Here is a 23,790-nt window from a genome sequence, read left to right as displayed (position 1 = left end):
CGTTGCTCGCTGCAGCGCGTCCGGGACACTCATGATGCCCTTGATGAATCATCCTTGCCCGGCAGCATGCCCATTCGCTCGAACTGCCAGCGCATCGCGCGATACCAGAGATAGCCGACCACAGCGCCGCACAGGGCGAGGATGATGACGTTCGCGCTCGAGAACGAGCCGCTCCACCACATCATCCACGCGGTCCATAGCAGCGTGAAGACGATGGCACCTGCTTTCAGAGGAAGAAGGGGGCGGCTCATGGTCCTGCTCCGGGCTGTCAAAACCCCGGCGGACATCATTGCAAAATGAGGCGCCCCATACCGTGAGCCAGATCACGGAACGCGTTGCCGGAGCCCACTAACCGAAGCGGAGCCGCGAGCGCTCCTTGGCCCTTTCCGCCTCGATCTCGCGGTCGCGCGCGGGCGCATGGGTGTGCAGCGAGGTCAGGAGTTGTCGCGCGGCATCCGACACTTCCGCGACAGCACGATCGAAGGCTGCCTCATTGGCCTGCGACGGCTTGTTGAAACCGGACAATTTTCGCACGAACTGCAGCGCGCTGGCGTGGATCTCATCCTCCGTCGCCGGCGGCTCGAAGTTGAACAGCGTCTTGATGTTGCGGCACATGCTGGGTCTCTCTCCGGCGGTTTCCTCAAGGACGATCGGCGAAGCCAAAATCCTACATCCATCTTCGCGCTTCTGCTAAGTTCCCTCCCGACGCGGCCGCCGACCATGAGCCGCACGGGGGAACGAACATGAAAGCTTGTTGCGCAGCACTGGCGGCCATCCTGCTGTTCATCGCGATGCCGGCCGTCTCCACACCCTTATCAGCCGCCGACTATCCGGCCCCCAAGCAGGGCGACTGGATCGCCAGGGATTTCAAGTTCCACACCGGCGAGACCATGCCGGAGCTGAAGCTGCACTACACCACGATCGGCGAGCCGACCGGTCAACCGGTGCTGGTGCTGCACGGCACCGGAGGCTCGGGCGCCAGCATGCTGGGGCCGTCCTTCGGCGGCGAATTGTTCGGCGCAGGGCAGCCGCTCGATGCGTCCAAATATTACATCATCCTTCCCGACGGGATCGGCCACGGCAAATCGTCGAAACCGTCCGACGGCTTGAAGACGAGCTTCCCGAAATACGATTACGAGGACATGGTCGAGGCGCAATATCGCCTGGTGACGGAGGGCCTCGGCATCAAGCATCTGCGGCTCGTCATCGGCAATTCGATGGGCGGCATGCACACCTGGCTGTGGGGCGAGAAATATCCGAAGGCGATGGACGCGCTGATCCCGATGGCCTCGCAACCGACCGAGATGGCCTCGCGCAACTGGATGATGCGGCGGATCATGCTCGACACCATCCGCAACGACCCCGACTATAACGGCGGCAACTACGCCAGCCAGCCGCGCATGATGAAATACGCCATCACCGCCTATGGCATCGCCAGCATCGGCGGAACGCTGGCCTATCAATCGCAGGCGCCGACCGCAGCCAAGGCCGACAAGATCGTCGACGACCGGCTGGCGACGCCGATCACGGCCGATGCCAACGACTTCGTCTATCAGTGGGAGTCCTCGCACGACTACAATGCCGGCGAGAAACTCGAGGCCATCGAAGCGTCGCTGCTGCTGATCAATTCCGCGGACGACGAGCGCAACCCGCCCGAGACCGGCATCACCGACGCAGCGATCAAGCGGGTCAAGAACGGGCGCCTGTTCCTGATTTCGGCGAGCGCCGAGACGCGCGGTCACGGCACCACCGGCAATGCCAGGTTCTACAGCGAGCAGGTCAGGCAGTTGCTGGAGAGCACGCCGCAGCGAGCGATGTAGTACGGGCAGCGAGACGACATGTCGAAAGCCCGCTTTCGCAAGGCTGCCCTCGCGCTTCCCGGTGTTATCGAAGGCGCGCATCACGGCCATGCCGACTTCCGCGTCGGCAAGCGCGTGTTCGCGACGATGGGCTATCCCGATGACACATGGGGTATGGTCAAGCTGACGCCAGACCAGCAGGCCATGCTCGTCGATGCGGAGCCGGCGATGTTTCGCCCCGTGCCCGGCGCCTGGGGCAAGAACGGCAGCACGAATGTGAAGCTGGCGAAGGTCGATCAGGTGACCTTGCGAAGCGCGCTCGATATGGCCTGGCGCAACGTCGCGTCGAAATCGCTGCTCGCCTCGATCGAGACGCCATAGCGAGGATCATACCGCAACGCATCATGCGCCGCCTCTCGCGCGCGCATATTATTTGAGCATGCAATGCGCTGACAGCTCGGGCTTAATCGCATCAACGATACGAATCGGAATGCGGCGGAGGATCGCATGCGAAGGCTCGCACTGTGCGCTTGGCTGGTCGCGATGACGGCGCTGTCGAGCGCGGCGTTCGCGTTCGACAACGGGCAATATGATCACGTCCCGCCCGACATCCGCGCCTGGTTCAAGAGCGTGATCGCGCCGAACGGCGTGCCCTGCTGCGACATCTCCGACGGCCATCGCACCGACTACGACGTGCGCGCGGGCAGCTATTGGGTGCCGATCGAGGGGCAATGGATGGAGGTGCCCGAGCGCGCCATCATCCGCGATCGCGGCAATCCGGTCGGCCAGGCCGAGGTGTGGTATGTCCATCACCGCGGCGCCATCATCATCAGCTGCTTCGTGCCGGCGGATGCGGTCTAGCCGCGCGATGGCACGCCAATGCCGCGCGTGGTAGTTGGAGCGATGGCCTCCGCAAGCGACCGAACACGCGCGGTGATGCGCTTCGTAATGGCGGCGTTCTACATCGCAGCCGGCGTCGCGCATCTGATGGCCCCGGAGAAGCTGCTCGCGATCACGCCGTCCTGGGTTCCGTTTGCGACGCAGGTCATCCTCGTCACCGGAGTCTGCGAAATCGCAGGCGCTATCGCGTTGTTGACGAAACCGCTACGCTGGTGGGCGGGGGTGGCTTTCGCGCTCTATGCGCTTTGCGTCTGGCCGGCGAACATCAAGCACGCCCTGGAGGGCATCGACCTTCCGCCGATCCCCAACAGCTGGCTTTATCATGGGCCGCGACTGATGCTTCAACCCGTGCTGATCTGGTGGGCGCTGTACTGCTCCGGCGTCATCGACTGGCCGGGACGGCGCGGCAAGGGGGATAGCGGCCGGAGCGAAGGATGATAGTCTCGACACGTCCAATCAGGGAGCCTCTCGTGACCGATCTGTGCGCCGAAGACCTCGCTTCCATCTATGCCAAGCCGAGCCCGCGCGTGATCGCGAAAGCGCGTCCCGCGATCGACGCGCATGCGAAGAAGTTCATCGAGATGTCGCCGTTCTGCGTGCTCGCGACGTCGGGCGCGGACGGAAGCGTCGACGCCTCGCCGCGCGGCGGCGGCATCGGCTTCGTCCGTGTCGCCGGCCCCAACCAGCTGCTGATGCCCGACCGCTCCGGCAACAACCGGATCGACAGCTTTCGCAACGTCGTCGAAGGCTCGGGCTTCGTGCAGCTGCTGTTCTTCGTCCCCGGCATCGACGAGACGCTGCGCGTCGGCGGACGCGGCACGCTGTCGGCCGATCCGGATCTGCTCGCCTCCATGGTCGAGTTCGGCAAGCCGCCGCGCGCGGTGCTGAACCTCGCCGTCGGCGAAGTCTATTTCCACTGCGGCAAGGCGCTGATGCGCTCGAAGCTATGGTCGTCGGAGAAAGTGCAGCGCTCGGTGATGCCGAGCATCGTCACGGTCATTCACGACCAGACCGGCCTCGGCGAGCCGGCAAGCCAGGAGACCGTGGAAGAAATCTACAAGACGCAGTTGTAGGTGGTGCCGTAGCTGGCGCGGCAATCACAGTGTCGTCCCGGACAAGCGTGCCCTGAGCGCGCGCAGATCCGGGACCGATAGTCACAGGACGCAGTTTGCCCCGCGGTACCTGCCACGTCATGCCACGGGTAGATTCCGCAGTCTGGATCCCTGCGTTCGCAGGGACGACGGCGGAGTGAGTGGCGGCGTTAGAGCGTTTTCGAGCGAAGTGGGTACCGGTTCGCGTCAAGAAAACGCGTCAAAACCAGAGTCTAGAGCCCCGTTCCGATTCCATCGGAACGGAAATGGCTCTAGAGGCCCGCGCTTAGTGCCCCTCGCCCTCGAGCCCGCCGACGTGCTTCTGGGTGTAGAGCTCGAGGCCGATGCGGCCGATCAAATCGAGCTGGGTTTCGAGGAAGTCGATGTGATGCTCCTCGTCGCTCATCAGCTTCTCGAACAGGTCACGCGTGACGTAGTCCTTGGCGCCGTGGCAGTAGGTCGCCGCTTCCTGGTAGAGCGCCCGCGCGCTCATCTCGGCAGCGAGATCGCACTCGATGATCTCCTTGACGTTCTGGCCGATGCGCAGGGGATCGAGCACCTGCATGTTCGGGAAGCCGTCGAGGAACAGGATGCGCGCGGTGAGCTTGTCGGCATGCTCCATCTCCTCAATGGACTCCTTGCGCCAGACCTTGGCCATGTCGAGGAGACCCCAATTGTCGAGGAAGCGGTAGTGCAGCCAGTACTGGTTGATCGCAGTCAGCTCGTGACGCAACGCCTTGTTGAGATAGTCGATAACTTTTGCGTCGCCCTGCATGATTCACTCCAGCTCTTGCAGCCCAAATCGGACCCAACCGAGTTTAGAACGCTTCTAAGTCAGTTTACGAATGAGGGCAACTGGCTACCGAGACGCAGCCGGGGAAAAGCTCAGCCAGGCAGGCGGACGATGTCAGCAGGCCGCGAGGGCGAACTGGGCGGGCTCGGCCGCCGCGTCATTGGCGGCTACGGTGTGGTTGTGCGGGCAGCCGGTGCAGCAGGACTGGGCGCAGGGGCCAAGGGCCTCGTCGATGATGGTCTTGATCGTCCGCGCACAGCGGCCGCATTCGGCGCTGCAGCCGAGGCATCCATAGACCTGCTTGGCATGGCGCACGGCGTCGTCGGACTCGGCGACGGCGGTGCGGATGTCGTCATCGCTCAGCACGTTACAGGAACAAACGATCATGGAAGCGGCAGGCCCTTCGGTGATGCACCATCAGCGATATTCAACGGGCCGGCCGGATGCAAAAGGAAAAAGCGGTATTTGAAGCTATTCCAAACTGGCCCGAAAGCAGCCTAGAACGGCCCTAAATCTCAGCGTTGCGCTGGATCAAGATTTGAGGGGATCTAATCGCCGCCTCCCCCACCGCCGCCTCCGCAATCGCCGCCGCTGCTGCCGCTATCGCTGCTGGAGCAACTGCCGCCGTCGCCCGAGCTTCCGGAACTGTCATTGGAAAACCAGCTCCCCAGCGAGAAGCCGTCACTCGTCCCGGTGTCGCTGCTGCTGCTTCCGCCGTCCCCGCCCGCCCCGGCGCGCGAGCGCCGACCGCGGTTCTGGAGGTGGGTCAACCAGCCATAACCGATCGCAGAGACGATCCCGACGGCGATCAATGCATTTATCACTGCGTTGCCCATCCTCACCTCCCTGGCGGAGCTGCGGTCCCTATTCATTGGTCGCGCCCGGCAAAGGTGCCGTTCATTGATCATTCAAGCGAAGTATGGAACTCTGTTCCCAAAGAGTTCCCGCGTGCTTGTACGAAAGGTCAATGCAATGAAGAAACTGCTCCTGACGGTCACCGCCGTCGCTGCCTTGGCCGTTGCGGCCGGAACGCCGGCTCATGCGCAGCGCGGCGTCGCGGCAGGCGTTGCGGCTGGAATCATCGGCGGCGCCATCGTCGGCGGCGCGCTGGCCTCTCCGTATTATTACGGACCCGGTCCGGGCTATTACGAACCCGGCTACTACCCGCCCCGCTATTACGCGCCGGCTCCCGGCTATGTCGCAGACGGCTATTACGGCGGCGGCTGCGTCTGGCAGAAGCAGCGCTTCTGGGACGGCTATGGCTGGCGCGTCCGCCGCGTCAGGGTCTGTGGCTGACGCGCCCTCGAACCGGTTCAACGCGACCGCTTGAGCTGGACCGGTTCACTACGGATGCGCCGTTCATCGTAGGGCCCGAAAAAGACCGCTTTTTCTCGTCACAGCTCCGTGTGCGTTTACCGTGGGTTGACCAATTGCGCGCTTCCTAGCTGCACGGCCAATTCCATCAGCGTGTGCGTGAACCTTTGAAACCCGGGCGCCTCTAACAAGAGGAACCCATCTCCCAGGAGAGCCCTGAGCATGAAGAAGACTCTAGTTGCCGCCCTCACGGTTGCGACGGTCGCCGGTTCGCTGGTGACCGCCACTCCGTCCGCGAAGGCCCATGACGGCGTCGGCGCCGGCATTGCGGCCGGCCTGATCGGCGGCGCCATCGTCGGCGGCGCGATCGCGTCGAGCCGTCCGGCCTATGGCGGCCCGGTTTACGTTGCCGAGCCCCCGCCGCCCGCGCCCTGCTACTGGCAGCGCCAGCGTTACTGGGACGGCTATGGCTGGGTCGTTCGCCCGGTTCGCGTCTGCTACTGATCTGATCGCACGGCGCTCGCAAGCGCCGCGATCGAAGCCCGGCCGAGACCCTCGGCCGGGCTTTTTGTTTTGCCGCGCTACCGCGCCGCCTGGATCGAGCGCAGCACCTCCTCGCTCGGCCAGCAATCGACCTTGAGGCCAGCCGACTTCTGATAGGCGCCCAGTGCGGCGCGCGTCTGCATGCCGGCCTTGCCGTCGATCTTGTCCTTGTAGAGCCCGACGCGCGTGAGCCCGCGCTGCATGGTCTCGACATCCTTGGTGCGCAGCTGCTTCGAGGCCGCCCACGGCGTCGCGAACGGCAGCGGGCTCGTCATGCGGTCGGCAAGGTGGCCGACGAACAGCACGTAGAGGTCGGAGAAATTATACTCCTTGATGACGAAGTAGTTCTTGGTGGTCAGAAACGACGGGCCGTAGATCCCCTCCGGCTGCAACAGCGAGGCAGGCTGCGCCTGTTCAGTGGCACTCAGCTTCTGCCCCCGCACCGGGACAAAACCTTCGCGCAGCCACTGCCCGATCGGCTTCGTCACCTCGGGCACGCCACTGGTGCAATCGACCTTCGCCGGCGCCTGCACCTCGTAGGCCCAGCGTACGCCGCTCTGCCAGCCTTTGTTGACGAGCTGCTGCGCGGCTGATGCCAGCGCATCCGGCACCGAGTGCCAGATGTCGATGCGGCCGTCGCCGTCGAAATCGACGCCGTGCTTGTAATATTCGGACGGCAGGAACTGCGTGAGCCCCGTCGCGCCCGCCCAGGACGAGCGCAGGTCCTTGCGCGTCACCACGCCCTCGCCGAGGATCTTCAGCGCCAGGATGAACTCGGTGCGGTATTGATCCTTGCGCCGCCCGACATAGGCCTGCGTCGCCAACACGCGGACGAGATCGTAAGGCAGCGTGTAGCGGCCGTAATCGGTCTCGCGGCCCCAGATCGCGAGCATCACGGTCGCCGGCACGCCGGACTTCTTTTCGATCTCGCCGAGCGAGCCGCGATATTTCTGCAGCAGACGCTGTCCCTCGCCCGCCAGCCGCGCGATCGAGGCTTCCTTGACGTAATCCGCCGGCACCTGCACGAACTCGGCCTGCGACGGCGCACCTAGCGCGGGCCGTCCGGGCAGGATCAAATCGGGCAGCTTGTAATCCGGCTCGAGCCCGCGCGTCTCTCGCTCGAACGTCGCCCGCGAGACGCCTTCGGCCTGCGCCTCCGGCCAGAGCGAGCCGATGAATTGCGTGAAGGCGGCGTCGGCGGCGCGGGCGGACGACCAGCCACAGGTGACGACGATCACCGCAGCGATGAGCGCCCGCCGCATCATGCCGCCATCACCGCGTCAGCTTCTTGTACTTCACGCGGTGCGGAATGATGCTGTCCTGGCCGAGCCGGCGCATCTTGTCCTTCTCATAGTCCTGGAAGTTGCCTTCGAACCACTCGACGTGGCTGTCGCCTTCGAAGGCCAGGATGTGGGTCGCGATGCGGTCGAGGAACCAGCGATCATGGCTGATGATGACGGCGCAGCCGGCAAAGTCCTCCAGCGCCTCTTCGAGCGCGCGCAGCGTGTCGACGTCGAGGTCGTTGGTCGGTTCGTCGAGCAGCAGAACGTTCGAACCGGACTTCAGCATCTTGGCCAGATGCACGCGGTTGCGTTCACCGCCGGAGAGCGCACCGACCTTCTTCTGCTGGTCCGCGCCCTTGAAATTGAACGACGAGCAATAGCCGCGCGAGTTCACTTCCTTCTTGCCGAGCAGGATCAGCTCGTTGCCGCCGGAGATTTCCTCCCACACGGTCTTCTTGCCGTCGAGCGCATCGCGCGACTGGTCGACATAGCCGAGATGCACGGTCTCGCCGACCGTGATGGTGCCTGAATCCGGCTTTTCCTGGCCGGTGATCATCTTGAACAGCGTGGTCTTGCCGGCGCCGTTGGGGCCGATCACGCCGACGATGCCGCCGGGCGGCAGCTTGAAGGTGAGATTGTCGATCAGGAGACGATCGCCGAAGCCTTTGCTGAGGCCCTCGAAATCGACCACGTTGGCGCCGAGCCTCTCGGCCACCGGGATGATGATCTGTGCGGTCTGGGTCTGCTTCTCGCTCGCCTGCTTGAGCAGTTCCTCATAGCGCTGGTAGCGCGCCTTCGACTTGGCCTGACGGGCTTTCGGAGACGAGGCGACCCATTCCTGCTCGCGTGCCAGCGTCTTCTGGTGCGCGGCGTCCTCGCGTCCTTCCTGCTCCAGGCGCTTCTGCTTCTGCACCAGCCAGGACGAGTAATTGCCCTCGTAGGGAATGCCGCGGCCGCGATCGAGCTCGAGGATCCAGCCCGTGACGTTGTCGAGGAAGTAGCGGTCGTGGGTGACGATCAGGATCGCGCCGGGATAGTTGCGAAGATGGCCTTCCAGCCACGACACGGATTCGGCGTCGAGATGGTTGGTCGGCTCGTCCAGCAGCAGCAGTTCGGGCTGATCGAGCAGCAGCTTGCACAGCGCGACGCGGCGGCGCTCACCGCCGGAGAGCTTGGTCACGTCGGCATCGTCAGGGGGGCAGCGCAGCGCGTCCATGGCCTGGTCGACCTTGCTGTCGAGATCCCAGAGGCCCTGGGCCTCGATCTCATCCTGCAGCTTGGTCATCTCGTCGGCGGTCTCCTCGGAGTAGTTCACCGCGAGCTCGTTGTAGCGGTCGAGGATCGCCTTCTGCTTGGCCACGCCCTGCATGACGTTCTCGCGCACGGACAGGTTTGGGTCCAGCTGCGGCTCCTGCTCGAGATAGCCGACGCGGGCGCCCTCGGCGACCCAGGCCTCGCCGGTGTATTCCTTGTCGAGGCCGGCCATGATCTTGAGCAGGGTCGACTTGCCCGAGCCGTTGACGCCGAGCACGCCGATCTTGGCGTCCGGGTAGAACGACAGATGGATGTTATCGAGCACCTTGCGGGTCGGGTAGCTCTTGGTCAGGCCCTGCATGAAATAGATGAACTGGCGCGCCATCGGTCCCGAAAACCTTCGATTTGAGGAAATTTGCTTTGCCGCCGATGTAGCGATCCCGCCCCCAAAGGGCAACGTTTTCCGTCCGTTCACCACGGATGAATACGGGACGGACACCATCCGGCCACCGATCCGGACAATTGAAACCATCTTTTAATCAATCAGGCCGAAAGCTCGGTCTCGCGCGGAAACAGCGCCACCCGGTCAGAACGAACGGGAGCACAGCGAGACAGCGTCATGGCTCTGATCGAGACCCATTCCCTTCCTGTTCCGGCAGAAGCCGGCGGCACCTCCGCGCTCCTCTCGGAGATCAAGGGCTTCTGGAGGGGCTTCTTCGCCACCGCCTTCAATCCCTACCGGCCCGAGCTGCACTACATGCGCGGCCCCGGCCCCGCCTGGCGCGCCAAACATGGCATGGATGCGCCAATCCGGCTGAAGCCGCGCGATCTCTGAGCCCCTCCCCGCTATCGGATTTTTGAAGACGCGAGCTGCTTGCGCGCTGGCGCGATTGCGCGCAACCATGGCTTAGGTTCCGACGATGGCGCTCGCCTGGCGCCCTCACCTCTCGCCATGGATGAACGCTGATGAGCCGGCTGCGCTGTGCAATTCTCGACGACTATTTCAACCTCGCCCTCGACGTCGCCGATTGGCAGAAGCTGTCCGACCGTGTCGATGTCACCGTGTTCAGCCATCCCTTTGCCTCGGAGCGGGCCGCGGCCAGCGCGCTGGCCGACGTCGAGATCATCTGTGCGATGCGCGAGCGCACCGCATTTCCGAACAGCCTGTTCGAGAGCTTGCCGAAGCTGAAGCTGCTCTTGACCTCCGGCATGCGCAACGCCGCCATCGACATGGAAGCCGCCAAGGCGCGCGGCATCGCCGTCGGCGGCACGCAATATTCGCGCGATCCCACGGCGCCGCTGACCATGGGCCTGATCCTGGAGCTGACCCGCGGCATCGGCCGCGAGAACGCGCGCATGCATGCGGGCGAAGCCTGGCAGACCTTTGCCGGCGTCGAGATCGAAGGGCTCACGCTCGGCATCCTCGGGCTCGGCAAGCTCGGCAGCAAGATGGCCGGGATCGCGAAAGCGTTCGGCATGAACGTGATCGCCTGGAGCCCGAACCTGACGCCGGAGAAGTGCGCGGCGGCTGGCGTCGGCTACGCCACCAAGGAGGAGCTGTTCGCCAAGGCCGACATCGTCACCATCCATGTGGTGCTGAGCGAGCGCTCGCGCGGGCTGGTTGGCGCTGCCGATCTGGCGCGGATGAAGCCGACGGCGTTCCTCGTCAATACCGCGCGCGGGCCGATCGTGGACGAGCAGGCGCTGCTGGAGGCGTTGCAGCAGCGCAGGATCGCGGGCGCCGGCATCGACGTGTTCGCGGTCGAGCCGCTGCCGGTCGACCATCCCTTCCGCAAGCTCGACAATCTCGTGCTGACGCCGCATCTCGGCTACGCCACCAGGGACGGCCTTCGCATCCATTACGGCCAGATGGTCGAGGCGATCGATGCCTTCACCAAGGGCGGCGAGCTGCCGCGCAAGCTGGCTTGATACGAAAAGGGCGTGCCGACGGCACGCCCTTCGCAATTTGATCTGGTTCGAAGCGCTTAGCGCACGGTGACCGGTGCGGGCAGCGGCGGCACCACGGTCGGCTGCGTGCCCGGAACCGGGCCAGCCTGGGCGGCCATCGGAGCCGGACCTGCGGCAGGACCGGACGCCGGCGCGGCGGAGGCGGTCGCCGTTCCCGGCGGCGGGCCACCGGGCATCACGACGACGCGGGTGCCGACCTTGACGCGGTCGAACAGGTCCGAGACGTCCTCGTTCAGCATGCCGATGCAGCCTGACGAGACGAACTTGCCGATCGTCGAGGGCTGGTTGGTGCCGTGGATGCGGTAGACGGTCGAGCCGAGATACATCGCGCGGGCGCCGAGCGGATTGCCGGGGCCGCCGGCCATGAAGCGCGGCAGATAGGGCTGGCGCTCGATCATCTCGGTCGGCGGATGCCAATCCGGCCACTCGGCCTTGCGGGTGATCTTCTGCACGCCGGTCCAGGTGAAGCCGTCGCGGCCGACGCGGACGCCGTAGCGGATCGCACGGCCATTGCCGAGCACGTAGTAGAGATAGGTGTTGGGGGTATCGACCACGAGCGTGCCGGCGGGCTCCTTGGTCTGGAACGAGACCTCCTGGCGGCGCAGGTTCGGCGGCAACTGCACCGGCGCAGCATCGGGCTGCTCTTCGGGCGGCAGCGCAGCCATCGTCATCGGCCTGCCATCGGAGCCGACGGGCGGCTGACCGGCCTGGACCGTTCCGGTCGCGGCGGGACCACCGACGGCCTCCGGCGGACGCATGCCGTCGCCGGCGGGGGCCTGGCCCTGCTGACCCGGACGATTGGCATAGATCACCGGCGGCGGACCGGCGGGCCGGCCGTAGCGGGGATCGTCGGGCGACATCACGGGGCCCTGCGGCGGCGCGGCCGAATAGACCGGAGCGCCTGCGGGGCGGCCATAACGCGGATCATCCGGCGACATCACCGGACCCTGCGGCGGGGCCGCCGAGTAAACCGGGGGCGCGCCCGCGGGGCGGCCATAGCGCGGATCGTCGGCCGGACCGGGCGGCGGCAGCGAGGCCTGCGGCATCGCGTCGTCGTCATCCTCCAGCGCGTCGAAATTCGGCGTGCGGTCTCCGGGCCGGTATTCGGCCGGGGCACCGTAGCTCGGTGCCTGCTGAACCGGATAGCTCTGAGCCTGAGCGAGCGAGGTTCCCGCCGCAGCGACTGTTGCGGCAGCGCATATCGTCAGAAAATGTTTGATCATCATCGCTCTTGTATAGTCCCCGGGCCCGTCAGGACCGTTAACGGCCAGATGGCCGAAGATAGCGGCACATTCAAGACATATCAGGCTTATTTGCGCCGGATTTTCCGATTTGTGATCCGCAAGACTACCGTTGCCCCGTTGCATCACGGGGCGGAAATCAACTCATGGCGCCGATTGCCGGAGTCTTCGGCCCCGTTTTTTGCGGAACGGGTCGGAATCGTTGCGGTATGTTCGAATCAGCCTGATTCGCCACAGCTTTGAGCTCCGACCCAGCGTGGCGAACGCGGCAACAGTACCGTCACCGCGTTCAGATGGCTCATGGGCCCTGGCAACCCACGCCGCCGGGGCGGAAATTCGTAATCCCTCGATGCTTCCCGGCTTTCGCTTCCTGTTTGCCGCGATCCTGCTGTCAACCTCCATCCTGGTGTTCGGCCTGGGCGCCGCCGCGCTCCTGCGCGCGAGCCACGAGCAGTATGTCAGCAATCCTCCCTCCTGGCGGAACGGCCCGCAGGAGCAGATGTTCGCGCAGGCGCCCGAGCCTGCCCCGCCGGTGCTCGCGGTCCTTCGCGCCGAGCCGGAGGTCACGGTCGAGCCCGAACCGTCGCTGCGCGACCAGGTGCCGACCATCGGATTGCCGGCAACCGAGCCCGAGCAGATCGCCGCGCTGACGACCGAGACGGTTCAGCCGCAAGTCGCGACGGCGCCGGCGGAAGCGGTGGCCCCCGAACCGGTCAGGGTCGAGGCGGCGGCGGAAGCCACCGCGCCGGCGCCCGCCGACACGCTCACGTCAGCCGACACCACGGCCTCGATTCCCGAGGCCAAGCCGGACTTGAAGCCCGCCACTGTCGCCGCCGCCACCGAGGCGACGCCAGGTGATCAGGCCCTCGCCGCCTCGGCGCTCGAGATCGCCGCGACCAGGCTGGCCGCGCTGAACGCGCCCGCGACGACGGCCATGAAGGATGCGCCGGCCAAGGCCAAGGTCGACAGCAAGGCCAACGACAAGGCGACCAAGCGCAAGGCGAAGGCCAAGACGCGGCACCGCATGGTGCGGCGTCCGCCGCCGCAGCAGCTGCAGCAGCAGCTCGATCCGTTCGGGCAACAGAGTTTTGCGACGACGACGACGCGCACGCGGTGATGCTGTCGTCGCCTCTCCCCGCAAGCGGGGCGAGACAGCGAACTGTCGCCGTGGCGCTTACGCCGGCCCGGTCGCGATCGCTGGGCCTTTTTCCTGGCCCCATTCCGACCACGAGCCGTCATAGAGCGCAGTGTCGGTGACGCCTAAGCGATACAGCGCGAGCGTCAGCACGCCGGCCGACACCCCCGAGCCACAGCTCGTCACGATCGGCGCATCCAGCTTGACGCCGGCCTGGGTGAAGGCGGCGCGGAGGTCATCGAGCGGCTTCATCTCGCCGGTCGCGGCGTCGAACAACAGATTATAGGGCACGTTGCGGGCGCCGGGGATGTGGCCGGAGCGGATGCCTGCGCGCGGCTCGGGCGCGCGGCCCTCGAAGCGGTCGGCAGCGCGGGCGTCGATCACCTGCTCCTTCCTGCTTTCGACATTGGCGATGAGCTGCTGCATGCTGCGCACGCGCTTGGCGTCGAAGCTGGCCTTGAACGTCGCCCCCTTCGGCTTCACCTCGCCGCTCTCCACGGGCCGTCCCTCGGCACGCCACTTCTTCAAGCCGCCGTTGAGGATGCGCACGTTGCCGTGGCCGAACGCCAGGAACATCCACCATGCGCGGGGCGCGGCGACCCAGCCGCCGGAATCGTAGAGCACGACGGTGTCGGCGTTGGAGATGCCGAGGCCACCGATGTCACGGCCGAACTGCTCGGCGCTCGGATACATGTGCGGTAGCGGGTTGGAATGATCCGACACCGCATCGACGTCGAAGAACGCGGCGCCCGGCAGATGCGCGGCGAGATAATCGTCCTTCGGCAGCGGCAGCACGCCCGGCAGCTTGAAGCTGGCGTCGAGGATCTTGACGTCGGCGTCATTGATGTGGGCGGCGAGCCATTCGGTGGAGACGAGAGGATCGGTGGCCATTGCTGTTTCCTTGTCATTCCGGGGCGGTGCGCAGCGAGTGAGACTGAAGCAGCGCGCGTCAAATTCAGCTGTCATCGCCCGGCTTGGCCGGGCGATCCAGTACTCCGAGACGGTTGTGATTGAACCGAGAGGCCGCGGCGTACTGGATTCCCCGCCTTCGCGGGGAATGACGGATGAGAGAGCGAGGCCCTCACCCCTTCTTCTTCGGCTCCCACTTCTCCACCGGCCCGCCGGCGTCGCGCCAGGCAGCGTAGCCGCCGGCGATGTGGGCGACGGGCCTCAATCCCATGTCCTGCGCGGTCTTGGCCGCGAGCGCGGAGCGCAGGCCGCCGGCGCAGTGGAAGACGAACTTCTTGTCCTCCTGGAAGATCGGCTTGGCGTAGGGGCTCTGCGGATCGATCCAGAATTCCAGCATGCCGCGGGTGCAGGGGAAGGCGCCGGGGATGCGGCCGTCGCGCTCGATCTCGCGGGGATCGCGGATGTCGACGATGACGACGTCGCCGTTCTTGGAGATCTCGATGGCGTCCTTGGCGGTGAGCGTCTCGATCTCGGCATTGGCCTCGTCGATCAGCGCTTTGATGCCGCGGGTGATGTTCTGGGGCATGGTTTTTCCCTCTTATCTTCCTCGTCATTCCGGGGCGGTCCGCAGGACCGAACCCGGAATCTCGATCGTCATATTCCCATCTCGAGATTCCGGATCGGCCGCTTCGCGGCCGTCCGGAATGACGGTGGATGGCGCTAGTGCGTCAACTCCTTCATCGCGCCTTCCAGACCCTCGATCGTGATCGGATACATCCGATTGGCGAAGATGCGCTTGATGATGGTGGTCGATTCCGAATAGTCCCAGTGCTTCTGGGCGACCGGATTCAGCCACACCGCATGCGGATAGGTACGGATGATGCGGTCGAGCCAGACCGAGCCGGGCTCCTCGTTGACGTGCTCGACCGAGCCGCCGGGCACCATGATCTCGTATGGGCTCATCGAGGCGTCGCCGACGAACACGATCTTGTAGTCGTGCGGATATTTGTGCAGCACGTCCCAGGTCGGCGTGCGATCGGTGAAGCGGCGCTTGTTCTGCTTCCACACGCCTTCATAGAGGCAGTTGTGGAAGTAGAAATACTCCATGTGCTTGAACTCGCTCTTCGCCGCCGAGAACAGCTCCTCGACCTGCTCGATATGCGCGTCCATGGAGCCGCCGATGTCGAAGAACACCAAAAGCTTCACCGCGTTGCGCCGCTCGGGGCGCATGTGCACGTCGAGATAGCCGTGATTGGCGGTCTCACGGATGGTGGTGTCGAGATCGAGCTCGTCGGGCGCGCCGGTGCGCGCGAACTTGCGCAGGCGGCGCAGCGCCACCTTGATGTTACGGATGCCGAGCTCGACATTGCCGTCGAGATCCTTGAATTCGCGCTTGTCCCACACCTTCACGGCGCGGTTGTTGCGGTTCTTCTCCTGGCCGATGCGGACGCCTTCGGGATTGTAGCCGTGCGCGCCGAACGGCGAGGTGCCGGCGGTGCCGATCCACTTGCTGCCGCCCTGGTGCCGGCCCTTCTGCTCCTCGAGGCGCTTCTTCAGGGTCTCCATGAGCTTGTCCCAGCCCATGGCCTCGATCTGCTTCTTCTCTTCCTCGCTGAGATATTTCTCGGCGAGCTTCTTCAGCCACTCCTCGGGAATCTCCGCCTTCTCCATGGCGTCGAGCAGGTTTTCCAGCCCCTTGAAGACCGTGCCGAAAACGCGGTCGAACTTGTCGAGGTTGCGCTCGTCCTTCACCAGCGAGGCGCGGGACAGATAGTAGAAATTCTCGACCGAATAGTCGCTGAGGTCAGCGTCGAGCGCCTCCATCAGCGTGAGGTATTCGCGCAGCGTCACAGGGACCTGCGCGTCGCGCAGAGAGGTGAAGAATTGCAGGAACATGGCTGACAGATTGCCCGTCGGGGGACGAACGTCAAGGGGCGGAGATCGACCTTGAGCGCTGGACCGGGAGGCTTTTTGCTCTAGAATTGACCGCCTCAAGGGGTTGTTTTGGGGACGTTTGCAATGGGAATTGTCGCAGCACTCATCATCGGCGCGATCGCAGGCTGGCTCGCGGGCAAGATTGTCCACGGGGCGGGATTTGGACTGATCGGCAACATCGTGGTCGGCATCATCGGCGCGCTGGTGGCGAGCTGGGTTTTGCCGCAGCTTCACATCCAGCTCGCAACGGGCACGTTTGGCGCCATCGTGGACGCCACGATCGGCGCGGTGATTGTGCTCGTCATCCTTTCGCTGATAAAACGGGTCTGAAAGCCTGACCGAACCAGGAACGGCCGCTGCGAGCGGCCGTTCGCTTGTCGCGACGGGACTTAGCGCCTCTCGCCGACGATGACCCAAGGACACGCGATGAAATTTACCGGCACCAAGGACTATGTTGCGACCGACGATCTCAAGGTCGCCGTCAATGCCTCGATCGTGCTCGAGCGCCCGCTTCTCATCAAGGGCGAGCCCGGGACCGGCAAGACGGTGCTGGCGGAGGAAGTGGCGAAGGCATTGAACGCACCGCTGCTGACCTGGCACATCAAGTCCACCACCAAGGCGCAGCAGGGCCTCTACGAATACGACGCCGTGTCGCGCCTGCGCGACAGCCAGCTCGGCGACGCCCGCGTATCCGACATCAAGAACTACATCAAGCGCGGCAAGCTGTGGGAGGCCTTCACCGCCGAGCAGCGCCCGGTGCTCTTGATCGACGAGATCGACAAGGCCGACATCGAATTCCCGAACGACCTGCTGCTCGAGCTCGACCGCATGGAATTCCATGTCTACGAGACCGGCGAGACGATCAAGGCCAACCAGCGGCCGATCATGATGATCACCTCCAACAACGAGAAGGAGCTGCCGGACGCCTTCCTGCGCCGCTGCTTCTTCCACTACATCAAGTTCCCCGACGCCGACACGATGGGCCGCATCGTCGACGTCCACTTCCCCGGCATCAAGAAGCGCCTGGTGGAAGAGGCGCTGCGCATCTTCTTCGAAGTGCGCGAGGTGCCCGGGCTGAAGAAGAAGCCGTCGACCTCGGAGCTGCTGGACTGGCTCAAGCTGCTGCTCAACGAGGACATGAGCGTGGAGCAGCTCAGGGAACGCGACCCGCGCAAACTGATCCCGCCGCTGCACGGCGCGCTGCTCAAGAACGAGCAGGACGTGCATCTGTTCGAACGGCTGGCGTTCTTGAGCCGACGGGAAGTTTGAGGCGAGCTGCAGCACATCGCACGGTGCCGTAGGGTGGGCAAAGGCGCAAAGCGCCGTGCCCACGAAGGCGGCGATGAAACGCAAAATGCGTGGGCACGCTTCGCTTTGCCCACCCTACGATACCGAGTGTGCCGCACACTCTCTCCACGTCATTGCGAGCGCAGCTCTCCGACGTGCCCTCGTAGGATGGGTAGAGCGCAGCGAAACCCATCATCGTGCGGCACTTGCTGAAGCACGATGGGTTTCGCTGCGCTCTACCCATCCTACGGCTTTTCAGACACACCTTCGCAGCCTCGCGGCGCATTTCGCCCGAGCTTTGCTTCAAGTTCCTGGCCCAATAAAAGAAGGGCGCAGGGAAGGCCGGGCGCCGACTGGCACCCGCGGTCTGCCGCGCGAAATGCACACGCGAAAAAGACCGCACAGCAGCATACAGGTGTCGCCGATCGCTCGGCCTTCCCTGCGCGATGGTCGGACGGCTTATGCCGTGCTCTCCCGGGAGCCGAACTTTCCTCAGGCCTCCCTCGCCCCGCGAATTGACGATGCCGTCCGCCCGGTTGGGCTCGCGCACATCTCCGCGAAAGGCTTGACCGTGGCAACGACGGTCAGGACCACACGGTTTTGCCGTACGCAGCTCATCCGGCTTCGCCAGGAGGCTTCGCCGGACTTCGGCGCCGTTCGTCTCCACGCGGCCGCGGACTCACAGGGACTACCCGCCCTGCCCGCACCTCTCGTGCCGACGCTGCCGCGTCCACCGCAACCCGGCCCGCGTTTCGAACGACTCGCGAACCGCCCCTCTTCGTCGGGCCGGGCTGTGTCGATGTATGCCGCAATTCCGAATTTCGGTAAAGTGGAATATTTTTGCGAGAAGGGGTTGACGGGGTGGCGGGGTGTTTTGCCCGACGGGACGCGTAGCCCGGATGGAGCGCAGCGAAATCCGGGCTACGAAGGGTCGGATTGGAACGCAGACAGGCTTTCAGGTCGCGGCAGCACAGACGGCGCATCGCCCGCCAAGCCGTAGACTTCGATGCCTCCCAGCAAGCCGCCGCTCGAAAAGATGAAGATACCGCTGGGATGATCGCCTCGATCAATCATGAACTCACCGAGAATGTGAGCACCGGGAGGCGGTTCAGCCCGTAGGATGGGTAGAGCGCAGCGAAACCCATCAAGCGCCTTCCGCGAACGCCGCACGATGATGGGTTTCGCTGGCTCTACCCATCCGGCTTCGTCAACTTCGTTCTCCGAACTTGGCACCGTCATTGTGTTGCGACAGATCGCCAGCCCAGTCGGCCGGATAAATGCCTAGAGCCACATGGCGATGGAACGACGAAGGAGCCCAATCCGTAACTCGATCGACGAGGCCGTGCTTGACCGGGTTGATGTGCACGTAGTCGATGTGCCGGGCATAATCCTCCTCGTCCCGAATGGTGTGCTCCCAATAGCGGCGCTGCCAGATGCCGCGCTCCCCTCTGGCGACGCGGCTGGCCGACACCGGTTCATCGACCGCGAGGTTGCGAGAGAAGGCTGATTTGATCTGCCGCCAGCGCGTCGCGAAATCGGCATCTCCGTCCGGCATGGTCCAGACGGTGTGAAGATGCTCCGGCAGCACCACGATCGCATCGATCGTGAAGGGATGCCGTCGACGGATCTCGCGAAAGGCCGCGCGCAACAAGTCGATGTTCGCCGTCAGGAGCGACTGCCGGCGGTCGGCGAGATTGGCGGTGAAGAAGAAGCTTCCGCCGGGAACGAAGTTGCGTCGATAGGAGGTCATGCCCTCATCATGGCACAACCTTGGATAGGCGTCATCGCTCTTGTCGGATGGGTAGAGCGCAGCGAAACCTATCGCACCTTCGGAGAACGCGGCACGATGATGGGTTTCGCTTCGCTCTACCCATCCTACAAAGCTGTCACGCCGTCGCCGCGTCCGGAAACCTTGCGGCTTCCATCGGGGTCTTGCCGCGGATCAAATCCGAGGCACGATCCGCGATCATCATCGTCGAAGCATTCAAATTCGCCGAGATCATGCGCGGCATCACCGAGGCGTCGATGACGCGGAGGCCTTCGAGGCCGTGGACGCGGAGCTGGTCGTCGACGACGGCCCAGCTCGAATCCGCCGGGCCCATGCGGCAGGTGCAGCCGGGGTGGAAGGTCGTGGTGCCCCGCTCCGTTGCGGCAGCCAAAAATTCGTCGTCGGTGTTGATGTTCGGGCCCGGGAAATCCTCGTAAGCGTAATAGGGCGACAGCGGCGCGCTCTTCAGCAGGCGCCGCGCGAGCTTCATGCCGCCGACGATGACGCGGCGGTCAAGCTCGGCGTCGAGATAGTTGGTCTGGATGATCGGCGGCGCGAACGGGTCGTTCGAGCGGATGCGGACATAGCCGCGGCTCTCGGGGCGCTGCTGCCAGGACGCCACCGTCATGCCGGGCTCGTCCTCGAGCTGGCCCTGCACGCCTTCCTTGTAAGACGCCGGCGTGAAGGTGAGCTGCAGGTCGGAGCTGTCAGCGCTCTCGCCGGAGTGCCAGAAGCAATAGACCATGGTCGGCGACAGCGAGAGCAGGCCGCGGCGCGCGGTGGCCCATTTCAGCGCCTCGATCCACAGCGAGACGCCGCGGCGAAGCTCGTTGATGGTCTTGATGTCCTTGACCCGCGCCACCGTGCGCGGGGCGTAATGGTCCTGCAGGCCCTCGCCGACCGGCAGCGCGTGACGCACGGCGATGCCGTGCTGCTGCAACAGATCGGGCGAGCCGATGCCGGAGAGCTGCAGCAGCTGCGGCGAATTATAGGTACCGCCCGAGAGGATCACCTCCTTGTTGGCGCGCACTTCGACCGGCGTGCCGCCGCGGCCGCCCTTGGTGTAGCGCACGCCGACGGCACGCTTGCCCTCGAAGATGATCTCGGTCGCATGCGCATGGGTGTGCACATGCACGTTCGGCCGCTTCATCGCGGGCTTGAGGAACGCGGTCGAGCCGGAGACGCGCAAGCCCTTGTCGATGGTGCGCTGGCAGTAGGAGACGCCCTCCTGTATGGCGCCGTTGTAATCGGGGTTGCGGGGAATGCCGAGCGAGACCGCGCCTTCCATGAAGGCTTCGCAGAGCGGATCGCGCCAGTCCATCGTGGTGACGGTGAGTTTGCCGTCGCGCCCGCGGAACGTGTTGTCGCCCTCGCCGACCCGCTTCTCCAGCCGCTTAAAGTAGGGCAGCACGTCGGCATAGCCCCAGCCGCGATTGCCCATCTGCGCCCAGGTGTCGAAATCCATGCGCTGGCCGCGGTTGTAGATGTGGCCGTTGATCGAGGACGAACCGCCGAGCGTCTTGCCGCGCGGCGCATAGATGCTGCGCCCGCCCGTGTAAGGTCCGGGCTCCTGCTGGTAGGCCCAGTTGATGCTCTTCATGTGGAAGGTCTTGATGAAGCCGGCCGGCAGATGGATGTAGGGATGCCAGTCGCTGGGCCCGGCTTCCAGCACGCAGACGCTGACATCAGGGTCTTCGCTGAGCCGGCTGGTGAGCACGCAACCGGCAGAGCCCGCGCCGATGATCACATAATCAAATCTGTCCATGGTCCCTCGGCCGCCCCTAGCGCGGCTTGTCGTTGAGTTGAAACTCGAGATGCGCCTGCACCGTCGGCCATTCGGCGGCGGTGATGCTGTAAACCACGGTGTCGCGCAGCGTGCCGTTCGGCGCCACCTGGTGGCTGCGCAGGATGCCGTCCTGCTTGGCGCCCAGGCGCTCGATGGCGCGCCGGCTCTGGTGGTTGAAGAAATGCGTGCGGAATTCGACCGCGATGCAGCTCAGCGTCTCGAAGGCGTGGCGCAGCAGCAAGAGCTTGCACTGGGTGTTGAGCGGGCCGCGCTGCGCGCCCTTGCCGTACCAGGTCGAGCCGATCTCGACGCGGCGGTTGGCGGCATCGATGTTCATGTAGGTGGTCATGCCGACGATGTTGCCGCCGGCGTCGAACACGGTGAACGGCAGCATCGAGCCCGCGGCCTGCAGGCCCAGGCGCCGGTCGATCTCCTTGCCCATGTTCTCCGGCAGCGGGATTGCCGTGTACCAGAGCTTTGACAGCTCGCCGTCCTTGACGGCCTCGACCAGCCCCTCGCGATGCTGATGCGACAGCGGCTCGAGACGGGCGTGCTGTCCGCGCAGGGTGATGGGATCAGGCCAGGGCATTTCTCACTCCATAATGACTGCCGTCATTCCGGGGCGCGACGACGTCGCGAGCCCGGAATCCATAACCACCGCCTGGGGTTATGGATTCCGGGCCTGCGTGCTGGCGCACGCATCCCGGAATGACGACGGATGTATTGGCACGGCGCGTCCAGATACATTCACTTGTTCAGAAAATTCAACGGCAAACCACCGCGCGGCCAGTCCATGGCGACCAGCTCGCCCTTGCCCGACAGCGTGATGAAGGCGGTCTTCAGCTCGGGGCCGCCGAAGGCGATGTTGGTGGTGACGCGGTCGCCGGTCGGGACCTGCTCGACCAAGGTGCCGTCGGGCGCGATCACCGAGATGCAGCCGGACACGAGGGTGGCGACGCAGACATTGCCGCCGGCTTCCACCGCCAGCGAGTCGAACATCTGGTAGCCGCCGAGGCCGCAGATCGGTTTTCCCCGCTCGCCGCGATAGATCACGTCGCGCGGCTTCAGCGTGCCCGGGGCAGAGAGCTCGTAGGCCCAGAGCCGGCCGGTCGGCGTCTCCGCGATGTAGACGGTGTTCTCGTCCGGCGACAGCCCGATACCGTTGGCCGGCAGGATGCCGTGCACGATCTCGACCAGCTCGGTCATGCCGGGCTTGAGGTAATACATGCCGCCGACATCCATCTCGCGCGCGCGGCGCTTGCCGAGATCGGAGAACCAGAGCCCACCCTGCCTGTCGAACACCAGATCATTCGGCCCGCGCAGATCGTGCTCGCCGCATTTCGTCACGACGGTCTCGACCTTGCCGGATTGCAGGTCGACGCGCTGGATCGAGCCGCCGAGATAATCGTCCGGCTGCGGACCCGGCATGATCATGTTGCGGGTCGGGATCCAGGAGAAGCCGCCATTGTTGCAGATGTAGATCTTGCCGTCGGGACCGAGGGCGGCGCCGTTCGGGCCGCCCGGAATCTTCGCCACGATCTCCTTGCGGCCGTCGGGATAGACACGCGTCAGTCGCTGGCCGCGGATCTCCACCAGCACCACCGAGCCGTCCGGCATCACGACCGGCCCTTCGGGAAATTCGAGGTCGGTGGCGAGAACGCGGACGTCAGACATGTGAGACCCTCCCGGCTGCTTGTTATGACTTGCACGGGATGTCCGGCTCGGCCCCACACGCAAGATTTGCCTGAGGTTATGACAAAGTCGCCTCGGCTTGCCAAGCAAGCGGGATGGTATGCCAGCGTTGCGCTTACTCCTTCACCGGCACCCAGATCTGAAAGCCGCCATTGCCGGTTGCGGGATCGAACGTCACGTCGTAGCGCTCGAAATTCGGCGCGTCCGCGGCCTGCAAGCCCGAGCCGGGCAGCCATCGATTCCAGATCGTGTTGACGGTGCGGCGGATCGAGGCGACGTGCTCGGTGTGCGTGAACACCGCATAGCGCTGCTCGGGGATGCGGATGCGGGCGAAGCGTCGCGGCAGGTCCGAGAAATCGGTCACCTCGACGCCGGCGATGTAGTCGAAATTGCCGGCATCGTCGCCGTTGCAGCAGACGCCGTAGGCGACCTGTCCGACCCTCGCGGGAATGTCGGCGACCTCCTGATGGAAGCGGTGCCAGAGGCCGGGAATGACGGCGCCGTTGTCGCAGGAGATGCGCTCGGCGGGACCGGCGACGAGGAAGGCCTTCATGGTTTCAAAACGCGGCGGGGCGAGATGGTCGAGCATGGTGGAGTCCATGAGGATCGGCTCCTGAAGCTTGAGCTGGTTGACGCACATTGCCGCCCTCACCGCTTCGGGCGTGGCGCCGAATTGGTCGCGGAACGCGCGGGTGAAAGCTTCGTGCGAGCCGTAATCCGCCTCCAGCGCGACGCCGAGGATATCAGGCGCGCCTTTCGCAAGAAGACGCGCAGCTTCCGTCAGCCGCCGCGCGCGCACGTAGCGCATCACCGGCAAGCCGGTGGCTGCGGCAAACGCGCGCACGATGTGGAACCGTGACACGCCCGAGATCGCGGCGATCTCGTCGAGCGCGATCGGCTCGGCCAGATGGCTCTCGATATACCAGAGCGCGCGCTGCGCTGGGTTCATGGTGGCTCAACTCTCGTTCGAAGCGCGGCGATGATGCGCCGTCCCCGCCCCGCCTCGCTTGATCGGCATTGCTGTCCGGGCGCAAGGATAGTGCGGGAATGGCCACTGGCAACGTCCTGGTGTTCACGGCTACACTTGCTGCA

The 23,790-nt window shown here is 64.9% G+C and carries 28 protein-coding genes; 12 read left to right on the top strand and 16 right to left on the bottom strand.

Annotated features, from left to right (window positions below):
- Window positions 1–29: 29 nt before the first annotated feature.
- Complete coding sequence (locus CO669_RS14155; RefSeq protein WP_097660432.1) at window positions 30–251, bottom strand: hypothetical protein; 222 nt, start codon at window positions 249–251, stop codon at window positions 30–32.
- Window positions 252–348: 97 nt separating this feature from the next.
- Window positions 349–615, bottom strand: coding sequence for a DUF2277 domain-containing protein (locus tag CO669_RS14150; RefSeq protein ID WP_097660405.1), 267 nt, complete (start codon window positions 613–615; stop codon window positions 349–351).
- A gap of 128 nt (window positions 616–743) precedes the next feature.
- Here CO669_RS14150 and CO669_RS14145 point away from each other — a divergent pair, with 128 nt between their 5' ends.
- The 5 genes from CO669_RS14145 to CO669_RS14125 all read left to right on the top strand — a co-directional run bounded on the left by CO669_RS14145 (window position 744) and on the right by CO669_RS14125 (window position 3,772).
- Window positions 744–1,820, top strand: coding sequence for an alpha/beta fold hydrolase (locus tag CO669_RS14145; protein ID WP_097660404.1), 1,077 nt, complete (start codon window positions 744–746; stop codon window positions 1,818–1,820).
- 18 nt (window positions 1,821–1,838) lie between these two features.
- On the top strand, window positions 1,839–2,180 hold the full coding sequence (locus CO669_RS14140; protein ID WP_097660403.1) for an MmcQ/YjbR family DNA-binding protein: 342 nt from the start codon (window positions 1,839–1,841) through the stop codon (window positions 2,178–2,180).
- A 126-nt stretch (window positions 2,181–2,306) separates the two neighbouring features.
- A complete protein-coding gene (locus CO669_RS14135; protein WP_097660402.1) occupies window positions 2,307–2,660 on the top strand; it encodes a hypothetical protein in 354 nt (117 codons plus the stop codon).
- Window positions 2,661–2,735: 75 nt separating this feature from the next.
- Window positions 2,736–3,137, top strand: coding sequence for a DoxX family protein (locus CO669_RS14130; protein WP_502694478.1), 402 nt, complete (start codon window positions 2,736–2,738; stop codon window positions 3,135–3,137).
- Between the two features lie 32 nt (window positions 3,138–3,169).
- Window positions 3,170–3,772 carry an MSMEG_1061 family FMN-dependent PPOX-type flavoprotein gene (locus CO669_RS14125; RefSeq protein ID WP_097660400.1) on the top strand — a complete coding sequence of 201 codons (603 nt, stop codon included), beginning with the start codon at window positions 3,170–3,172 and terminating at the stop codon, window positions 3,770–3,772.
- Window positions 3,773–4,076: 304 nt separating this feature from the next.
- On the opposite strand, the gene bfr is transcribed toward CO669_RS14125, so the two are convergent.
- From bfr to CO669_RS14110, 3 genes are all read right to left on the bottom strand, one after another.
- A complete protein-coding gene (gene bfr, locus CO669_RS14120; protein ID WP_024339472.1) occupies window positions 4,077–4,565 on the bottom strand; it encodes a bacterioferritin in 489 nt (162 codons plus the stop codon).
- Window positions 4,566–4,697: 132 nt separating this feature from the next.
- Window positions 4,698–4,970, bottom strand: coding sequence for a (2Fe-2S)-binding protein (locus tag CO669_RS14115; protein WP_097660399.1), 273 nt, complete (start codon window positions 4,968–4,970; stop codon window positions 4,698–4,700).
- A gap of 161 nt (window positions 4,971–5,131) precedes the next feature.
- Complete coding sequence (locus tag CO669_RS14110) at window positions 5,132–5,419, bottom strand: hypothetical protein (protein WP_097660431.1); 288 nt, start codon at window positions 5,417–5,419, stop codon at window positions 5,132–5,134.
- A 136-nt stretch (window positions 5,420–5,555) separates the two neighbouring features.
- Between CO669_RS14110 and CO669_RS14105 the strand changes: the two genes are divergently transcribed.
- Entirely contained in the window at window positions 5,556–5,879 is a 324-nt protein-coding gene (locus tag CO669_RS14105; RefSeq protein ID WP_097660398.1) for a hypothetical protein, read from the top strand.
- Window positions 5,880–6,119: 240 nt separating this feature from the next.
- A complete protein-coding gene (locus CO669_RS14100) occupies window positions 6,120–6,401 on the top strand; it encodes a hypothetical protein (RefSeq protein ID WP_063201912.1) in 282 nt (93 codons plus the stop codon).
- A 77-nt stretch (window positions 6,402–6,478) separates the two neighbouring features.
- On the opposite strand, the gene CO669_RS14095 is transcribed toward CO669_RS14100, so the two are convergent.
- Window positions 6,479–7,705: a lytic murein transglycosylase gene (locus CO669_RS14095; RefSeq protein ID WP_097660397.1), complete on the bottom strand. Its 1,227-nt coding sequence runs from the start codon at window positions 7,703–7,705 to the stop codon at window positions 6,479–6,481.
- A 7-nt stretch (window positions 7,706–7,712) separates the two neighbouring features.
- Complete coding sequence (ettA, locus tag CO669_RS14090; protein ID WP_097660396.1) at window positions 7,713–9,362, bottom strand: energy-dependent translational throttle protein EttA; 1,650 nt, start codon at window positions 9,360–9,362, stop codon at window positions 7,713–7,715.
- 234 nt (window positions 9,363–9,596) lie between these two features.
- Between ettA and CO669_RS14085 the strand changes: the two genes are divergently transcribed.
- Window positions 9,597–9,812: a hypothetical protein gene (locus CO669_RS14085; RefSeq protein WP_097660395.1), complete on the top strand. Its 216-nt coding sequence runs from the start codon at window positions 9,597–9,599 to the stop codon at window positions 9,810–9,812.
- A 131-nt stretch (window positions 9,813–9,943) separates the two neighbouring features.
- Window positions 9,944–10,906: a D-2-hydroxyacid dehydrogenase family protein gene (locus CO669_RS14080; RefSeq protein ID WP_097660394.1), complete on the top strand. Its 963-nt coding sequence runs from the start codon at window positions 9,944–9,946 to the stop codon at window positions 10,904–10,906.
- Window positions 10,907–10,962: 56 nt separating this feature from the next.
- Here the strand turns inward: CO669_RS14080 and CO669_RS14075 are convergent, their stop codons facing one another.
- Window positions 10,963–12,168, bottom strand: coding sequence for a L,D-transpeptidase family protein (locus CO669_RS14075; RefSeq protein WP_198964006.1), 1,206 nt, complete (start codon window positions 12,166–12,168; stop codon window positions 10,963–10,965).
- 367 nt (window positions 12,169–12,535) lie between these two features.
- Between CO669_RS14075 and CO669_RS14070 the strand changes: the two genes are divergently transcribed.
- A complete protein-coding gene (locus CO669_RS14070; RefSeq protein ID WP_097660392.1) occupies window positions 12,536–13,303 on the top strand; it encodes a hypothetical protein in 768 nt (255 codons plus the stop codon).
- Between the two features lie 57 nt (window positions 13,304–13,360).
- Here CO669_RS14070 and sseA read toward each other — a convergent pair whose 3' ends face one another.
- From sseA to CO669_RS14055, 3 genes are all read right to left on the bottom strand, one after another.
- Window positions 13,361–14,212, bottom strand: coding sequence for a 3-mercaptopyruvate sulfurtransferase (gene sseA / locus CO669_RS14065; protein WP_097660391.1), 852 nt, complete (start codon window positions 14,210–14,212; stop codon window positions 13,361–13,363).
- A 190-nt stretch (window positions 14,213–14,402) separates the two neighbouring features.
- Window positions 14,403–14,816, bottom strand: coding sequence for a rhodanese-like domain-containing protein (locus tag CO669_RS14060; RefSeq protein ID WP_097660390.1), 414 nt, complete (start codon window positions 14,814–14,816; stop codon window positions 14,403–14,405).
- Window positions 14,817–14,950: 134 nt separating this feature from the next.
- Window positions 14,951–16,126, bottom strand: a complete 1,176-nt coding sequence (locus CO669_RS14055; protein WP_097660389.1) for a vWA domain-containing protein — start codon at window positions 16,124–16,126, stop codon at window positions 14,951–14,953.
- Between the two features lie 123 nt (window positions 16,127–16,249).
- Between CO669_RS14055 and CO669_RS14050 the strand changes: the two genes are divergently transcribed.
- Together CO669_RS14050 and CO669_RS14045 are read left to right on the top strand one after the other, a co-directional pair.
- Window positions 16,250–16,495 (top strand): GlsB/YeaQ/YmgE family stress response membrane protein, encoded by a 246-nt coding sequence (locus tag CO669_RS14050; RefSeq protein ID WP_063201887.1) that lies wholly within the window; start codon window positions 16,250–16,252, stop codon window positions 16,493–16,495.
- A gap of 96 nt (window positions 16,496–16,591) precedes the next feature.
- The gene (locus CO669_RS14045) at window positions 16,592–17,434 is read left to right on the top strand and encodes an AAA family ATPase (protein WP_097660388.1); all 843 of its coding nucleotides are present in this window, start codon (window positions 16,592–16,594) and stop codon (window positions 17,432–17,434) included.
- Between the two features lie 1,225 nt (window positions 17,435–18,659).
- On the opposite strand, the gene CO669_RS14035 is transcribed toward CO669_RS14045, so the two are convergent.
- From CO669_RS14035 to CO669_RS14015, 5 genes are all read right to left on the bottom strand, one after another.
- Entirely contained in the window at window positions 18,660–19,202 is a 543-nt protein-coding gene (locus CO669_RS14035; protein ID WP_097660387.1) for an REP-associated tyrosine transposase, read from the bottom strand.
- A 136-nt stretch (window positions 19,203–19,338) separates the two neighbouring features.
- Complete coding sequence (locus CO669_RS14030) at window positions 19,339–20,985, bottom strand: GMC family oxidoreductase (RefSeq protein ID WP_097660386.1); 1,647 nt, start codon at window positions 20,983–20,985, stop codon at window positions 19,339–19,341.
- Between the two features lie 16 nt (window positions 20,986–21,001).
- Window positions 21,002–21,595 carry a GNAT family N-acetyltransferase gene (locus CO669_RS14025; RefSeq protein ID WP_097660385.1) on the bottom strand — a complete coding sequence of 198 codons (594 nt, stop codon included), beginning with the start codon at window positions 21,593–21,595 and terminating at the stop codon, window positions 21,002–21,004.
- Between the two features lie 158 nt (window positions 21,596–21,753).
- Complete coding sequence (locus CO669_RS14020; RefSeq protein WP_097660384.1) at window positions 21,754–22,680, bottom strand: SMP-30/gluconolactonase/LRE family protein; 927 nt, start codon at window positions 22,678–22,680, stop codon at window positions 21,754–21,756.
- 133 nt (window positions 22,681–22,813) lie between these two features.
- Window positions 22,814–23,647 carry an AraC family transcriptional regulator gene (locus CO669_RS14015; RefSeq protein ID WP_097660383.1) on the bottom strand — a complete coding sequence of 278 codons (834 nt, stop codon included), beginning with the start codon at window positions 23,645–23,647 and terminating at the stop codon, window positions 22,814–22,816.
- Between the last annotated feature and the right edge of the window lie 143 nt (window positions 23,648–23,790).

It is taken from the genome of Bradyrhizobium sp. Y36, assembly GCF_002531575.1.
Classification (GTDB): domain Bacteria; phylum Pseudomonadota; class Alphaproteobacteria; order Rhizobiales; family Xanthobacteraceae; genus Bradyrhizobium.
The sequence above is the reverse complement of the archived record's forward strand: the minus strand, read 5'-3'. Positions and strand labels throughout refer to the sequence as shown.

Bases quoted from the DNA above. Each gene is read 5' to 3' on its own strand.
- CO669_RS14140 (WP_097660403.1), top strand. From the start codon at position 1,839: ATGTCGAAAGCCCGCTTTCGCAAGGCTGCCCTCGCGCTTCCCGGTGTT.
- CO669_RS14020 (WP_097660384.1), bottom strand. From the start codon at position 22,680: ATGTCTGACGTCCGCGTTCTCGCCACCGACCTCGAATTTCCCGAAGGG.
- CO669_RS14030 (WP_097660386.1), bottom strand. From the start codon at position 20,985: ATGGACAGATTTGATTATGTGATCATCGGCGCGGGCTCTGCCGGTTGC.
- CO669_RS14075 (WP_198964006.1), bottom strand. From the start codon at position 12,168: ATGATCAAACATTTTCTGACGATATGCGCTGCCGCAACAGTCGCTGCG.
- CO669_RS14130 (WP_502694478.1), top strand. From the start codon at position 2,736: ATGCGCTTCGTAATGGCGGCGTTCTACATCGCAGCCGGCGTCGCGCAT.
- CO669_RS14080 (WP_097660394.1), top strand. From the start codon at position 9,944: ATGAGCCGGCTGCGCTGTGCAATTCTCGACGACTATTTCAACCTCGCC.
- sseA (WP_097660391.1), bottom strand. From the start codon at position 14,212: ATGGCCACCGATCCTCTCGTCTCCACCGAATGGCTCGCCGCCCACATC.
- CO669_RS14145 (WP_097660404.1), top strand. From the start codon at position 744: ATGAAAGCTTGTTGCGCAGCACTGGCGGCCATCCTGCTGTTCATCGCG.
- CO669_RS14105 (WP_097660398.1), top strand. From the start codon at position 5,556: ATGAAGAAACTGCTCCTGACGGTCACCGCCGTCGCTGCCTTGGCCGTT.
- CO669_RS14095 (WP_097660397.1), bottom strand. From the start codon at position 7,705: ATGATGCGGCGGGCGCTCATCGCTGCGGTGATCGTCGTCACCTGTGGC.
- CO669_RS14150 (WP_097660405.1), bottom strand. From the start codon at position 615: ATGTGCCGCAACATCAAGACGCTGTTCAACTTCGAGCCGCCGGCGACG.
- CO669_RS14015 (WP_097660383.1), bottom strand. From the start codon at position 23,647: ATGAACCCAGCGCAGCGCGCGCTCTGGTATATCGAGAGCCATCTGGCC.
- ettA (WP_097660396.1), bottom strand. From the start codon at position 9,362: ATGGCGCGCCAGTTCATCTATTTCATGCAGGGCCTGACCAAGAGCTAC.
- CO669_RS14050 (WP_063201887.1), top strand. From the start codon at position 16,250: ATGGGAATTGTCGCAGCACTCATCATCGGCGCGATCGCAGGCTGGCTC.
- bfr (WP_024339472.1), bottom strand. From the start codon at position 4,565: ATGCAGGGCGACGCAAAAGTTATCGACTATCTCAACAAGGCGTTGCGT.
- CO669_RS14070 (WP_097660392.1), top strand. From the start codon at position 12,536: ATGCTTCCCGGCTTTCGCTTCCTGTTTGCCGCGATCCTGCTGTCAACC.
- CO669_RS14025 (WP_097660385.1), bottom strand. From the start codon at position 21,595: ATGCCCTGGCCTGATCCCATCACCCTGCGCGGACAGCACGCCCGTCTC.
- CO669_RS14045 (WP_097660388.1), top strand. From the start codon at position 16,592: ATGAAATTTACCGGCACCAAGGACTATGTTGCGACCGACGATCTCAAG.
- CO669_RS14110 (WP_097660431.1), bottom strand. From the start codon at position 5,419: ATGGGCAACGCAGTGATAAATGCATTGATCGCCGTCGGGATCGTCTCT.
- CO669_RS14085 (WP_097660395.1), top strand. From the start codon at position 9,597: ATGGCTCTGATCGAGACCCATTCCCTTCCTGTTCCGGCAGAAGCCGGC.
- CO669_RS14100 (WP_063201912.1), top strand. From the start codon at position 6,120: ATGAAGAAGACTCTAGTTGCCGCCCTCACGGTTGCGACGGTCGCCGGT.
- CO669_RS14155 (WP_097660432.1), bottom strand. From the start codon at position 251: ATGAGCCGCCCCCTTCTTCCTCTGAAAGCAGGTGCCATCGTCTTCACG.
- CO669_RS14060 (WP_097660390.1), bottom strand. From the start codon at position 14,816: ATGCCCCAGAACATCACCCGCGGCATCAAAGCGCTGATCGACGAGGCC.
- CO669_RS14135 (WP_097660402.1), top strand. From the start codon at position 2,307: ATGCGAAGGCTCGCACTGTGCGCTTGGCTGGTCGCGATGACGGCGCTG.
- CO669_RS14035 (WP_097660387.1), bottom strand. From the start codon at position 19,202: ATGACCTCCTATCGACGCAACTTCGTTCCCGGCGGAAGCTTCTTCTTC.
- CO669_RS14055 (WP_097660389.1), bottom strand. From the start codon at position 16,126: ATGTTCCTGCAATTCTTCACCTCTCTGCGCGACGCGCAGGTCCCTGTG.
- CO669_RS14115 (WP_097660399.1), bottom strand. From the start codon at position 4,970: ATGATCGTTTGTTCCTGTAACGTGCTGAGCGATGACGACATCCGCACC.